General features: G+C 55.4%; 11 protein-coding genes. All 11 read left to right on the forward strand.

Annotated elements, in window-relative coordinates:
* The first annotated feature begins 183 nt into the window (after nucleotides 1–183).
* The 11 genes from csrD to P0Y67_RS04220 all read left to right on the forward strand — a co-directional run bounded on the left by csrD (nucleotide 184) and on the right by P0Y67_RS04220 (nucleotide 12,710).
* Nucleotides 184–2,127 (forward strand): RNase E specificity factor CsrD, encoded by a 1,944-nt coding sequence (csrD, locus tag P0Y67_RS04170; RefSeq protein WP_342390863.1) that lies wholly within the window; start codon nucleotides 184–186, stop codon nucleotides 2,125–2,127.
* 177 nt (nucleotides 2,128–2,304) lie between these two features.
* Nucleotides 2,305–3,753 carry a PilN domain-containing protein gene (locus P0Y67_RS04175; RefSeq protein ID WP_342390864.1) on the forward strand — a complete coding sequence of 483 codons (1,449 nt, stop codon included), beginning with the start codon at nucleotides 2,305–2,307 and terminating at the stop codon, nucleotides 3,751–3,753.
* Nucleotides 3,750–4,385, forward strand: a complete 636-nt coding sequence (gene gspM / locus P0Y67_RS04180; RefSeq protein WP_342390865.1) for a type II secretion system protein GspM — start codon at nucleotides 3,750–3,752, stop codon at nucleotides 4,383–4,385. The genes P0Y67_RS04175 and gspM overlap by 4 nt, the downstream gene beginning before the upstream one ends.
* Complete coding sequence (locus P0Y67_RS04185) at nucleotides 4,378–4,698, forward strand: MSHA biogenesis protein MshK (RefSeq protein WP_342390866.1); 321 nt, start codon at nucleotides 4,378–4,380, stop codon at nucleotides 4,696–4,698. Before gspM ends, P0Y67_RS04185 begins: the two co-directional genes overlap by 8 nt.
* Before the next feature lie 17 nt (nucleotides 4,699–4,715).
* On the forward strand, nucleotides 4,716–6,386 hold the full coding sequence (gene mshL, locus P0Y67_RS04190; RefSeq protein WP_342390867.1) for a pilus (MSHA type) biogenesis protein MshL: 1,671 nt from the start codon (nucleotides 4,716–4,718) through the stop codon (nucleotides 6,384–6,386).
* A gap of 4 nt (nucleotides 6,387–6,390) precedes the next feature.
* Nucleotides 6,391–7,233, forward strand: a complete 843-nt coding sequence (locus P0Y67_RS04195; protein ID WP_342390868.1) for an ExeA family protein — start codon at nucleotides 6,391–6,393, stop codon at nucleotides 7,231–7,233.
* A gap of 2 nt (nucleotides 7,234–7,235) precedes the next feature.
* Nucleotides 7,236–8,441 (forward strand): tetratricopeptide repeat protein, encoded by a 1,206-nt coding sequence (locus tag P0Y67_RS04200; RefSeq protein ID WP_342390869.1) that lies wholly within the window; start codon nucleotides 7,236–7,238, stop codon nucleotides 8,439–8,441.
* 4 nt (nucleotides 8,442–8,445) lie between these two features.
* Nucleotides 8,446–10,188 (forward strand): GspE/PulE family protein, encoded by a 1,743-nt coding sequence (locus P0Y67_RS04205; protein ID WP_342390870.1) that lies wholly within the window; start codon nucleotides 8,446–8,448, stop codon nucleotides 10,186–10,188.
* A complete protein-coding gene (locus P0Y67_RS04210; protein ID WP_027253736.1) occupies nucleotides 10,188–11,405 on the forward strand; it encodes a type II secretion system F family protein in 1,218 nt (405 codons plus the stop codon). Before P0Y67_RS04205 ends, P0Y67_RS04210 begins: the two co-directional genes overlap by 1 nt.
* Nucleotides 11,406–11,615: 210 nt before the next feature.
* Nucleotides 11,616–12,218, forward strand: coding sequence for a prepilin-type N-terminal cleavage/methylation domain-containing protein (locus P0Y67_RS04215; protein ID WP_342390871.1), 603 nt, complete (start codon nucleotides 11,616–11,618; stop codon nucleotides 12,216–12,218).
* A 9-nt stretch (nucleotides 12,219–12,227) separates the two neighbouring features.
* Complete coding sequence (locus P0Y67_RS04220; protein WP_342390872.1) at nucleotides 12,228–12,710, forward strand: type II secretion system protein; 483 nt, start codon at nucleotides 12,228–12,230, stop codon at nucleotides 12,708–12,710.
* The last annotated feature ends 78 nt before the right edge of the window (nucleotides 12,711–12,788 follow it).

Consider the following 12,788-nt stretch of genomic DNA (forward strand, 5'->3'; position numbering starts at 1 on the left):
GGTTGCATGCTGCCTGGGCGGTGAGCCAAGTAAGGAAAGTGTCGGTCTGAGCACTGCAGTGTTTGAGAGCCGATGGTATTTTCCAGTATAAACAGGCGTTTTGGTTTTTATTGTTGTCTGTATCAGAGTTGACCACAGAGCCAGGCGGTTTGGAATTGTTTTTCAGATAAAGTTGGACCTTGCATGAGAAAAGCCTCAGGGATGAAGCTGACCAATCGACTGGTTGCTTTCGTGACCCTAATTGTCATTTGCGCCATGTTTGTCATTTTCATTGGCGGTGCTGTCAGTTTTCGTCAGCTCGGGCAGGATTATCTGCATCATTATCTGGGCGGCGTGGTTGACGTTATCGATCAGGAAATGGCCGATCCGCAAGGATCGCAATCCCTGGCCCGCTGGCTGCCGAAATTACTCAAAGCCAGTAACGTGGTGTCGCTGGACGTCAGCAACGATGCCGGCTCTGTCTATCAGTTTCAGGGATTACAGAAAATCGATGATCCCAACATTCTTTATCATTCTGAATATCCGCTGACCCTGAACCCCGGTTACTCTGTCAGTATCCAGTCGGTGCCACCTTATACCGAATTAACCTATTCGCTGGGGGCGATGTCTTCTATCAGTCTGGCGATCATGATCATTATTGCCGGCCTGATATGGGGCGTAAACTGGCTCAAGCGGCAGCTACAGGGCTCAGAGCTTCTCGAAGAGCGCGGAAGAATGCTGCTGGCCGGTAAGCTGGATGATTTTGCCAAAGGCACCGATCTGGAATGGCCGGATACGGCAAGTCTGGCCTTGGACAAGCTGATCTCAGAGCTGAAAGATGCCAGACAAGAGCGCAGCCGCTTTGATACCTTCATTCGCACCCACACCTTCCTGGATCAACTGACGGGCTCGGCCAATCGGGTATTGTTCGACAGCCGTCTGCAATCTGTGGTTCAGGATCAGGATAACCATGGCGCAGTTATTTTGATCCGTATCGCCGACTGGGAAGAATTGCTGCTGGCGAAGGGCAAGGTTGTGGCCGATGAACTGATTCAGGATGTCGGCATGGTGCTGTCGAATATGGTCCAGCGCTATCCGGACAGCGTGCTGTCGCGCTATTTTGACGCCGAATTTGCCATCATGCTGCTGCAACAGCCCAGCAAGGAGGTCAATCAGTTTGTAAATCAGCTGCTGAAAGGGCTGGAGCGGCTGACACCGTCCGCGCCGTTGCAGCGCGAGAACTGGTGTCATATCGGCATGACCTATTTTGCCAGTGGCGAGCGGCGTGGCCGCATCATGGATGAGGCCGACATGGCGCTGCGCAGTGCGCAATTGCAGGGCACGAACAGCTGGTACGCCTTCCAGAAGGATGTGCTGGGAGAAGATACCCGGGGCAGCGTGCGCTGGCGGACGCTGCTGGATGCGGTCTTTAGTCAGGGCGGCCCTGCCCTGTATCAGCAGCCCGCCTATCTCTCCGGGGAGCAAGTACCGCTGCATCGTGAATTATTGGCGAGGATCAATGACGAAAACGGTGAGATGATCAAAGCTTCCCGTTTTCTGCCTGCGGTTGAGCAGGTGGGATTCAATGTGCGTATGGATAAACAGGTCATCAGCCAGGCGCTGGATCTGCTCAAAAATGGCCCGACGCTGGATAACTTTGCGATTAATGTCAGTATCGAATCTCTGCTGGATAAAGGGTTTATCCGCTGGTTCCGGGACGAACTGCTGCAGACACCCAGACCTGTACTGAAACGGCTGAGCATTGAAGTGCCGGAGCGGAATCTGTCACGCCATATTGATGCCGTGCGCACCTTTCTCAAAATGGTGACGGGCCTTGGCTGCCGGCTGGGGGTGGATCAGGCCGGAAGAACCATAGTCAGCACGCACTATATCAAGGATGTCAACGTCCAGTATATCAAGCTGCACCGAAGCCTGATCCGTGAGATAGATCAGCGACAGGAAAATCAGTTATTTGTCCGGAGTATGCTGGGCGCCTGCGCCAATTCCGGTGTCGAGGTAATTGCTGTCGGGGTTGAAAACGACAGGGAATGGCAGGTGCTGCAGCAACTGGGGATTAATGGCGGGCAGGGGCGCTTTTTTGCCCCGGAGATGAGCGTGAGTCAAATGAGTAGCAAAAAGCGCAGATAATGTTATCTAAGTGGAATCCTTACATTTTTTACAGGATTTTCTCTATACACCATAAATTCCTGTCAGTATCATGGGTCAAATTATTGACAATAATGGTCAATAGCATGTCTTTAACGAATGTAAAAGTACAAGCGGGTTAAAACTAATAAAAAAGTAAAACGGGTTATTACCATGCTGATGAAAAAGCTCCTAAGCCGGAAAACTGTCAGTAAAGTGGCCAGTTTTGCTGTTTTCGAAGGGAAACTGACACTCGTCTGTCTCACAGAAGACGGAAATGGTTGGCTCAGTGACAGTGTGGAGGTGGCTTCACGTGAAAGCTGGACGACTGCCATCGCGCAATTGATCAACACACACCAGTTAAACGGCTGCAGAATTCGTTTGGTACTCGGCCATGGCTTATATCAAAGCCTGGTCATTGATAAGCCGGCCTTACCCCGTCATGAACTGGCCAGTGCCTTACCGTTTCTGGTCAAAGATCTGGTGACTGAACCTCCCGCTAACCTGGTCGCTGACGGGTTTGCAGAGCCAATCAAAGACAGACTGCAAGTGCTGGTGGCACAGCGTTCTGTGGTACAGCAACTGGTACTGGCTTGCCTGGCCAATGGCTGTGAGCCTGAGCTGATCACTGTGGATGAAGTGGTGCTGGGTCAGGTGACGGCTGAAAAACAGAGCCAGCTGATCCTCCATTCCCGTCAGCATTCCGGTCTGCACCTGACCGCCTTCAAACAGCAGGTGATGTGTTTTCAGCGTCAGCTGCGCGGTTTTTCTCAGCCTCTGACCGGCCTGGAACCGGCTGATCTGCAGATAGACGGACTGGCGCTTGAACTGCAGCGCTCCCTCGATTTCCTGAGTGCCCAACTGCGTGATGCCCCGATAGCCCAGGTGCTGGTCAGCTGTGACAGTGATGATAATGAGCAACTGGCCGACGCATTGCGGCAGCGGCTCAATGTGCCGGTCGCGACAGTCAGCGGCGCGCCCGCCGAACTGACGGATTTTGATACCCGTGTTGCCTGGGCCGCTCAGCTGCAGCAGCCATTGCTCAATCTGTACAGTGACAGCCTGAAACCGCAATCGAACTGGCTCACCCTGCCTAATCTAGTCGCTGGCTGGGCGGTGGGGGCTGTGGTGATCGCATCGCTGGCGGGTTGGCAAAGCTGGCAGGAATACAGGGCCATGCAATTGCTGGCACAGCAGCAAGCCCGGCTGACGCAAAAACAGACTGAACTGGATAACGCCAAAGCCGCGCTGGCCCGTCATCTGCCGAGTGAATTAAAAGTCAAACTGAGCGGCGAGCTGGAACAGCACCTCGCGGCCAAACAGGCCACGCTCAGGGCAATTGCCATGCACGATAACAGCCTGCAAGCCGGCTATGCCACTATGTTGCAGCAACTGGCGCAGGCTGCCAGTCAGGATATTTCAGTGAGCCGCATCCACGTACAGGGCCAGCAACTGGATCTGGAAGGCGTGGCCAGGCATCCCAATGCGGTACCCGGCTGGCTGCAGAGTTTTGCACAATATCCCCAGCTGGCCGATCGCCGCTTTGAAGTCATGTCGCTTGGCAGAAATGAAGAAAACAGAGTGACCTTTATGTTGCATGCGCAACGCAGCACAGAGACAAGACCATGAACCTTTGGGCATCTCTCGTTACCCGGTTTGAGCAGCTTAACCGGCGCGAACAGTGGCTGGTGGCCGTAACGGGCTGGCTGATGCTGATACTGGCCGGTTATCAGTTTTTACTGGAGCCCATCCAGCAATCCCTGACATCGGTGACAAGGCAGCAGCAATCGGTACTGGCCAGCATGATCAAAAACGACGGTGATCTGATCCGGATTCAGCGGCAGCTGAGCGCTGATCCCGATCAGGTGCTGGATGAACAAATCCGCCAGTTGCAAGACAGTAACGCCCGGCTGGACACAGAGCTCAAAGAACGTGTTGCCAGCCTGGTAACCCCGGTCCAGATGGCCGCTTTGATGGATCAGGTGCTGCAGCACTCTCAGCGTCTGACGCTGGTGTCGCTGGAATCTCTGCCGCCAGCGCAGCTGATAAACGGTGAGGATGCCGGTTATTACATTCACCCTGTCCGGTTGACCTTGCGTGGCCGTTACTTTGATTTGGTGAATTATTTGCAGCAGCTAGAAGCGCTGCCGGTGAAATATTATTGGCGAAGCCTGGATTATCAGGTAGATAAATACCCGCTCTCCGATATACAGCTGGATGTATACACGCTGGGTGAAAGTAAGGACTTTATCGGTGGTTAGACAATGCATTTCTCTGCTGCTTGCCCTGTTCAGCACAGCAGCCCTGGCCGAAAGCGATCCGACCGCCCCGCTGGGGTGGCAGGCGCCATCGGTAAAGAAAACAGTGACACAGCGCCTGCCTTCACTGGAAGGGATCGTTTGTCCGGAACAGGATCAGTGCAGCGTTATTTTAAATAGCCAGGTGGTTTTGCCGGGTGAGGCGATCAGCGGTTATACCCTGAAAGCCGTCGACGGCGATACCGTCATTCTCCAGCGCGGTAGCCGGCAGTGGCGTCTGGCTCTGTATAGCGAAGAAATAACAATCAATGAATAATAAAAGTGAATTCTGACATGCGCTTATTGTTAATTGGGATGGCAACAACCTTGCTGGCGGCCTGCTCTGCAAACATGGGGCACAATAAACCGGTTGAGGTGCAGCAAGCCTTGAATCAGGCTAAAAATGAGGCTCAGAGCCGGCCTCTGACTGACTTGCCATCGGCAGTCAGCGCTGATCTGATGCCCAGTTTGAGCCGTTCCGGCTATGGCAGCAGCAGTGCTTACGAGCGGCGCTTTCGTGTCAATGCCCGCGCTGTGGACGCCCGCGCCTTTTTCTCGAGTCTGGCACGGGGCACGGCGTTTAATATGGTGATCCATCCTGAGGTCAGCGGCCGGGTCACGCTCAGCCTGCAGGATGTGACCTTAGATGAAGTACTGAACGTGGCGTCGGATATCTACGGTTATGATATCCAGCGCAAGGGCAACATTATTCAGGTGTTCCCAGCCACATTGCGCACGGAAGTGATCCCGGTGGATTACCTGCAGTTGCAGCGGCGTGGCCTCTCTCTAACATCCCTGACCACAGGCTCAATCAGCAGCCCGGATAACAGTATCGACAATCAGTCGGACAATCGCCGCAATACCAGCAACGACGACTATGACGACAACCGTAACCGTGGCAGTAATAGCGGTGATCGCTCATCGTACTCCACGGGCGGGACCCGGATTGAAACGCGTTCCGACAGTGATTTCTGGGGCCAGCTGCAAAAGGCGGTTCAGGCCATGATAGGAACGGGGCAAGGGCGCAGTATTGTGGTGTCGCCGCAGGCCAGCCTGCTGACAGTGAAAGCGTTTCCGAATGAACTGCGCGAAGTGCGTGAGTTTCTCGGCGTGTCGAAAAAGCGTCTTCAGCGTCAGGTGGTGCTGGAGGCCAAGATCATGGAAGTGACCCTCAACGACAGTTACCAGCAGGGTATTAACTGGAGCAACATTACCAAAACCATAGGCGGTACCGGCATTATTTTCGGCCGCACCGGGCCAGGTAATTTGCCCGGTGGCAGCGAGATTGCCAATTTGCTGGGCGGACAAACCAATATCACCATCTCAGATGGTAATTTCTCGGCAGTACTGAGTTTCCTGCAAACGCAGGGCGATCTGAATGTGCTGTCCAGCCCGCGGGTGACTGCCGCCAATAACCAGAAAGCGGTCATCAAAGTCGGCGGCGATCAGTATTTCGTTACCGAAGTGGATGGCGGGGAAGCGGTGACAGATGGCGGTGTGGCATCGCCGGAAGTGGTGCTGACGCCTTTCTTCTCGGGTATTTCTCTTGATGTGACACCCCAGATTGATGATGACGGCGGCGTCCTGCTCCATGTTCACCCCACTGTGGTCGAAGTCACGGAGGAAGTGAAGGAAATTGCCCTGGGTGACACCTTTGGCACCTACAGCCTGCCGCTGGCCCGAAGCTCAGTGCGTGAGTCTGATTCCGTGATTCATGCCAGCAGCGGTGATGTGGTGGTGATTGGCGGTCTGATGAAATCGTCGCTGAAAGATCAGCAGACCAAAGTCCCTTTGCTTGGCGATATTCCCGGCCTTGGCTATTTGTTCCGCAACATCAATAAAGTTCAGACCAAAACCGAGCTGGTGATTTTGCTTAAACCCACAGTGGTGGGCGATCAGACCTGGCAGCAGGAAATTGAACGCTCACGGGCGCTGGTTGAGAAATGGTTCCCGGACCAAGGATAAACCCATGTATCTGTCGCACTTCGGATTTGAACAGTTCCCTTTCCGGTTAACGCCGGATACCGGGCTGTTTCATGCACTGCCGCCGCATTTGGAAGCGATCAAAATGACCCTGTCTGCTCTGGCGATGGGGGAAGGGTTTATCCAGATCTCGGGGGAAGTCGGGACAGGGAAAACCCTGGTCTGCCGGATGCTGGTCCGGCAGCTGCCTGCCCGGTATGACCTGGCTTATCTGCCGACCCCGGCCATGAGCGGGCGGGAACTACGGGCGGCGCTGGCTAAGGAGCTGGGATTGCAGCCCGACGGTGACGGCCTGACACTGACCGAATCGCTGCACCAGTCACTGATCGAACGCAAGCGCGGCGGACGTACTGTCGTGGTGTTGTTAGATGAAGCCCAGGCGCTGCCTGATGAGGCGCTGGAAGCCTTACGGCTGCTGGGCAATCTGGAAACGGAACAGGAAAAACTCTTGCATATTGTGCTACTTGGCCAGCCTGAGCTGGATGAGCGACTGGCTTCCCCGCAACTGCGCCAGTTCCGCCAGCGCATTACCTTTCGTGCAGTGCTGCGGCCGTTGGATATGGCAGAAACCGCCTCCTATATCGAGCATCGGCTGAGCAAAGCGGGCGGAGAGCCAGGGGTAATGCCGTTGGCCCGGCAGAAAGAGATCTGGCACGCCAGTGGCGGTATCCCCAGGCTGGTCAATCAGTTGTGCCATAAAGCCTTGATCGTTGCCTGCAGTGCGGGTGATGACGCTGTCAGCCGCAAAGCGGTGCAGGCAGCGATCACAGATACACAAACCGCGCGCCAGCCGCGCTGGCACTACCCTGTGTTATGGGGATGGAGCTGAGCATGAGTGAAGTCAATAAAATGCTCAATAGTTTGAGCCAGAGCCAGGTACCGCAGGAGACACCAGAGCTGAAGCCTGTCCGGGTCAAACCTCTGCCTAAGGCCTTGTGGCCGCGCTGGCTGCTTGCCGGATTGCTGATCACAGTAACGGCAGGCGCCACAGGCTGGTGGTTCGGGCACAGTCGCGCCGAGAGCCGCTCAGCGGCTGAGATTACGCGGGTAAAAGCAGAACAGTTATCTTCCTCGGCGGCTTTGAAACCGGGGCCGGATCCGGTCGCGGATTTTCTGCACGCCAAGGCCAGACCCGCTGCCGAGACAGCACCGGTTACTCAGCAGCCAGACAGCCAACCTGCAGCGGCCGGCCCAGCCAAAGCCACTGTACTGCCCGTTGTGAAAAAAGCGCCAGTGGCGCCGATCGCCAGTCAGCCAGATGCCGCACCTGTGGTTAAACCGGCTGCGGTGCCAGCCGTCTCCCGCGCTGCTGCCCCTGTGCGTGCTGCGCAAACGGCACCGGCGGCGGTTAAGGCGGTCACTGACGACACTGAGAGCCAAACAACCGGCACAGCCACGGCAATGGCCGAACTCGTTGAAGAGGGTGAATCCGGCTTGTCTATCGAAAGCATTGCCCTGTCGCCAGAGCAGCTTGCCCGGACTGATTACGATAAGGCCATGAAAGCCTTAGCGGAAGGGGACACGCTCAAAGCCACTAATTACCTGAAATCGGCGCTGGAATATCAGCCCGCCTGGATTGATGCCCGCCAGCGTTTGTCAGCACTGTACTACGGCCGGGGGGATGTCAGACGTGCGATGTTGACACTGCAGCGGGGACTGGCCAAACAGCCCGATCAGCAGGACTTGCGCCTGACGATGGCCAAGCTGCTGACCCAGGAATCGCAACCGGAAGTGGCGCTGGATGTGCTCAGCGAATTGCCGCCGCAGCCTGGCAGCGAGTTTCTGGCCTTGCGCGGTGCGCTGGCTCAGCAGCTCAACAATCAGCCGCTGGCGCTGAGCAGTTATCAACGCCTGGTGGATGCCGAGCCGTTCGACGGACGCTGGTGGCTGGGGCTGGGGATTGCCCTTGACCGCAGTCAGGACAACGCCAAAGCCGTTGCAGCCTACACGCAGGCGCTGAAACTGGGACAGGTTTCCGGCCAGTCACAGCAGTTCATCCGCCAGCGTCTTGCCGCATTAAAGACACAGGAGGGCTGAACAGATGCAGCTGAGGTTACGCAAACGTCTGGGCGATCTGCTGGTTGAAGAAGGCATAGTCCGCCAGGAGCAGCTTGATCTGGCACTGGATCATCAACGCAGTACCGGCCGTAAACTGGGTGATACCCTGATCAGCATGGGGTTTTTGGGCGAGCAGCAACTGCTGGCCTTCCTGTCCCGTCAGCTGGATATCCCGCTGATCGATCTGAACCGGGTGGCGGTCGACAGTGAAGCCGTTGGCCTGTTACCGGAAGTGCATGCCCGTCGTCTGAGGGCGCTGGTGATCAGCCACCGGGGTGACACAGTACGGGTGGCCATGAGCGATCCGGCCGACCTGGCGGCCCAGGAAGCGGTGCTGAACCAGCTGCATCAGTTCCGGGTTGAGCTGGTGATTGCCCCGGAACACCAGCTGATTGCCTCGTTTGACCGTTATTATCGTCGTACCAAGGAAATTGCCTCTTTTGCCGAGCAGCTGCATGCCGAGCATCAGGCGAACAGCGATTTCAGCTTCAGTGTCGATAATTACGATAACGAGGAAGTGACAGTCGTCAAGCTGATCAATTCCCTGTTCGAAGATGCCATTCAGGTGGGTGCCTCGGATATCCATATTGAACCCGATGCCAGCGTACTGCGGATTCGTCAGCGTATCGATGGCGTGCTCCATGAAACCCTGCTGAACGAATCTGCCATTGCCTCTGCTTTGGTGCTGCGCCTTAAACTGATGAGCGGACTGGATATTTCTGAAAAACGCTTGCCGCAGGATGGCCGCTTTAATGTGACGGTGCGCGGCCACTCTGTGGATGTGCGTGTCTCTACCATGCCGGTGCAGTACGGTGAATCTGTCGTCATGCGTCTGCTGGATCAGTCTGCCGGTATTTTGAGTTTGGATGAGATTGGCATGCCGGCCGATATTCTTGCCCGCTTCCGCCGTCAGCTAAAACGCCCTCACGGCATGATTTTGGTCACCGGGCCGACCGGCTCGGGTAAAACGACCACCCTTTATGGCGCACTGAGCGAGCTGAACAAACCCGGCAAAAAGCTGATCACAGCCGAAGATCCGGTGGAATACCGGCTGCCGCGGGTGAATCAGGTGCAGGTGAATACCAAAATTGGCCTGACGTTTTCCGGCATACTGCGGACTTTTCTGCGTCAGGATCCGGATATTATTCTGGTCGGGGAAATGCGGGATCAGGAAACGGTGGAAATTGGTCTGCGTTCTGCGCTCACCGGCCACCTGGTGCTGTCGACACTGCATACCAATGATGCGGTAGACAGCGCCCTGAGGATGATGGACATGGCAGCGCCCGGTTATCTGGTGGCCAGTGCGGTGCGGGCGGTGCTGGCTCAGCGCCTGGTCCGCCGGATCTGTCAGGACTGCAGCCATGAGGTGACGCCGGATGCTGCCGAGCTGCAGTGGCTCAAGGCCTGTTTTCCGTCCTCGGCCGACCAGACATTCAGCCAGGGCAGAGGCTGTCAGAGCTGTAACCTGACCGGCTATAAAGGCCGTATCGGTGTGTTTGAATTACTGGAAATGACCCCGGCAATGATGGATGCCCTGCGCGCCAATGATGCAATGGGGTTTGCGCAGCTGGCACGCGCTTCCGAGGGCTACCAGCCGCTGATTGAATCCGCCATGGCGCTCGCGCTGGCAGGGCGCACCAGCCTGGAAGAAGTGCTGCAGCTGAGCGAAGGGGATTACCTGATGCCGGAATTTGACACCGTACCGGCGTCCACGGAGCCCCGCTGATGCCGACGTTTGATTACCGGGGACGGGGCAGCCAGGGGCAACTGAAGAAAGGCAAGCTCGACGCGCCAACCGCGGAGGCCGCCGCCGATCAGCTGATGCGCCAGGGAATTATTCCTGTGGATATCCGCCGTGGCCGGAGTGACAGTTCGCTGACCCTCAGCGGCCTGTTGCAGCGCAATGTGCCGCTGGAAGCTATGGTGATCCTGTGTCGCCAGCTGTACAGCCTGACCAAAGCCGGTGTGCCGCTGCTGCGGGCCATGAAAGGGCTGGAGCAGAGTACCAGCCACCCGTTGCTGCAATCGACCATTGATGCCGTGACGGTGGAGCTGACCAACGGCCGTGCATTGTCGCAGGCGATGAAAATGCATCCCAGGGTGTTTTCCGAGCTGTTCGTGTCGATGATCCATGTGGGGGAGAATACCGGCCGCCTGGAAGATGCCCTGCTGCAACTGGCGCAGTATTACGAACAGGAACTGGAAACCCGGCGCCGGATCAAATCGGCCATGCGTTACCCGTCTTTTGTGCTCAGTGCGATTTTGCTGGCAATGATAGTGCTCAATACCAAAGTGATCCCGCAATTTGCCGCCATGTTCAGCCGGTTTGGCGTCGAACTGCCATTGCCTACCCGTATTTTAATCGGCACCTCTGATTTTATGCTGAGCTACTGGCCCTTGCTGCTTGGCGGCTGTGTGGTGAGCTGGATTGGTCTGAAAGCCTGGCAGCGCACCCCGGAAGGCCAGGAAAAATGGGACTACTGGCGCCTGAAAGTGCCGGTTGTGGGCGATATCATTAACCGGGCCCAGCTGTCACGCTTTGCCCGGACCTTTGCGCTGATGATTCGTGCCGGTGTGCCCCTGAATCAGGCGATCCAGTTATCGGCGGAAGCGCTTGAAAACCGCTTTCTGGAAAATCGCCTGGTCGAAATGAAAAACGGCATTGAAGGCGGCAGCAGTATTACGCAAACAGCCAGTCAAAGCGGCATTTTTACCCCACTGGTGTTGCAGATGATTGCGGTCGGTGAAGAAACTGGTCAGGTCGATGAACTGTTACACGAAGTCTCGGATTTTTATGACCGCGAAGTGGATTACGATCTGAAAACACTGACCGCCAGAATCGAGCCGTTTTTATTGGCGGTTGTCGCCGGCATGGTGCTGATTCTGGCGCTGGGAATATTCCTGCCGATGTGGAATTTACTTGATGTCGCGCGCGGGGCTTAATGCAGGCTGATGAGTTAGCACTCAGTACGAGAATAACGTTTTTTAGTGATATTTTTGTCATTTAAATGCTTTATATGCTGAGTCTAAACCACCGTAAATATTAGGAAAATGTGCAATAACCCGATTATTTCCACTGGTATTTTTTTATGATAATGCGAGAATGACCACTTACATCATTTTGACGCCCGTTCGTCATGTTTTTGGCAGGTTATGACTCAGTATCCGAACAGGCAAACCGGCTTATCGTTGATCGAACTGGTCATTGTAGTGGTGGTGGTCAGTATTCTGGCCGTTGTGGTGGTACCCCGTTATATCGATATTGCCGACGAGGCCAAAGCGGCCGCCCTTCAGGGCATGGCGGGGAGCTTTTCGACCGCGGTATTGTCTGCCCGTGCGCAATGGGAAGCCGATGGCAAGCCAGGCACCCAGCACCGACACTGGGTCAATTACGACGGCACCCTGTTTAACCTGACCGCAGCAAAAACAGGCGGCAGAGAGGGATATCCTTTCGCGCTGCAGGGACAGGGAAGTTCGCAACTGGAACAATTATCCGAGCAGGATTGCCTGGCGTTAATGGACAACCTGTTACAAAACCCACCGCCGTCAACCACTGATGCGAGTGAGGCGGGCTCTGGGCAATATCAGTATTTCGTCGAAGTCGGTGCAACCAGTGGTAACCGGTTTTGTCGTTATTACCAGCTGGCTTCGGCCAGTGATTTTTGGACCGGTAAGAAAGCCATAACAGCCGGCCATTATTTTACTTACATACCGGCTTTGGGTCGGGTTGATATTAACATTGATCGCAATATTTAGGAGTCAGTTATGAAACGTCAAGGTGGTTTTACCCTGATTGAATTGGTAGTGGTAATCGTGATTCTCGGCATTCTGGCTGTGACCGCCGCGCCGCGCTTTTTGAACCTGCAGGATGATGCACGTAACTCTGCACTGCAGGGCCTGCGAGGCGCAATTGTAGGTGCGTCAGGCATTGTTTACGGTAAGGCTGCAGTGCGTGGTAATGAAACTAGTGACGAAGCAGTGGATGTCGATGGTGTGCAGGCCATTTTCGGTTATCCAACAGCAGCGGCCAATGGCATTGGTGCCGCGTTTGAATCGGGTGACTGGACTGCGATTACTTCGGCAGATACCAGCGATGTACCGGAAGAGGCTTTGACGGATACTCAGATTATCTATACGTTTGAAGGCCGTGAAACGCAAGGATGTTATGTTCTGTATACCGAAGCGACTGACGCCAATACCCCAGCAACGGCCGAAGTTGTTGATGGTGATGGTTGCGAAGTTGACTAATACAAATCAAATCTGAATCATAAAAGTATTTAGGCTTTCAGAGGGGCGGACTCCTGCCCCTTTTCTTTCTTTGACAGG

Origin of the sequence: Photobacterium sp. SP02, from assembly GCF_038519165.1 — a bacterium.
GTDB lineage: Bacteria > Pseudomonadota > Gammaproteobacteria > Enterobacterales > Vibrionaceae > Photobacterium > Photobacterium halotolerans.

What these genes read in the sequence shown, in the direction of transcription:
- csrD (WP_342390863.1), top strand. Translation starts at nt 184, where the DNA reads ATGAGAAAAGCCTCAGGGATGAAGCTGACCAATCGACTGGTTGCTTTC.
- P0Y67_RS04175 (WP_342390864.1), top strand. Translation starts at nt 2,305, where the DNA reads ATGAAAAAGCTCCTAAGCCGGAAAACTGTCAGTAAAGTGGCCAGTTTT.
- gspM (WP_342390865.1), top strand. Translation starts at nt 3,750, where the DNA reads ATGAACCTTTGGGCATCTCTCGTTACCCGGTTTGAGCAGCTTAACCGG.
- mshL (WP_342390867.1), top strand. Translation starts at nt 4,716, where the DNA reads ATGCGCTTATTGTTAATTGGGATGGCAACAACCTTGCTGGCGGCCTGC.
- P0Y67_RS04195 (WP_342390868.1), top strand. Translation starts at nt 6,391, where the DNA reads ATGTATCTGTCGCACTTCGGATTTGAACAGTTCCCTTTCCGGTTAACG.
- P0Y67_RS04200 (WP_342390869.1), top strand. Translation starts at nt 7,236, where the DNA reads ATGAGTGAAGTCAATAAAATGCTCAATAGTTTGAGCCAGAGCCAGGTA.
- P0Y67_RS04205 (WP_342390870.1), top strand. Translation starts at nt 8,446, where the DNA reads ATGCAGCTGAGGTTACGCAAACGTCTGGGCGATCTGCTGGTTGAAGAA.
- P0Y67_RS04210 (WP_027253736.1), top strand. Translation starts at nt 10,188, where the DNA reads ATGCCGACGTTTGATTACCGGGGACGGGGCAGCCAGGGGCAACTGAAG.
- P0Y67_RS04215 (WP_342390871.1), top strand. Translation starts at nt 11,616, where the DNA reads ATGACTCAGTATCCGAACAGGCAAACCGGCTTATCGTTGATCGAACTG.
- P0Y67_RS04220 (WP_342390872.1), top strand. Translation starts at nt 12,228, where the DNA reads ATGAAACGTCAAGGTGGTTTTACCCTGATTGAATTGGTAGTGGTAATC.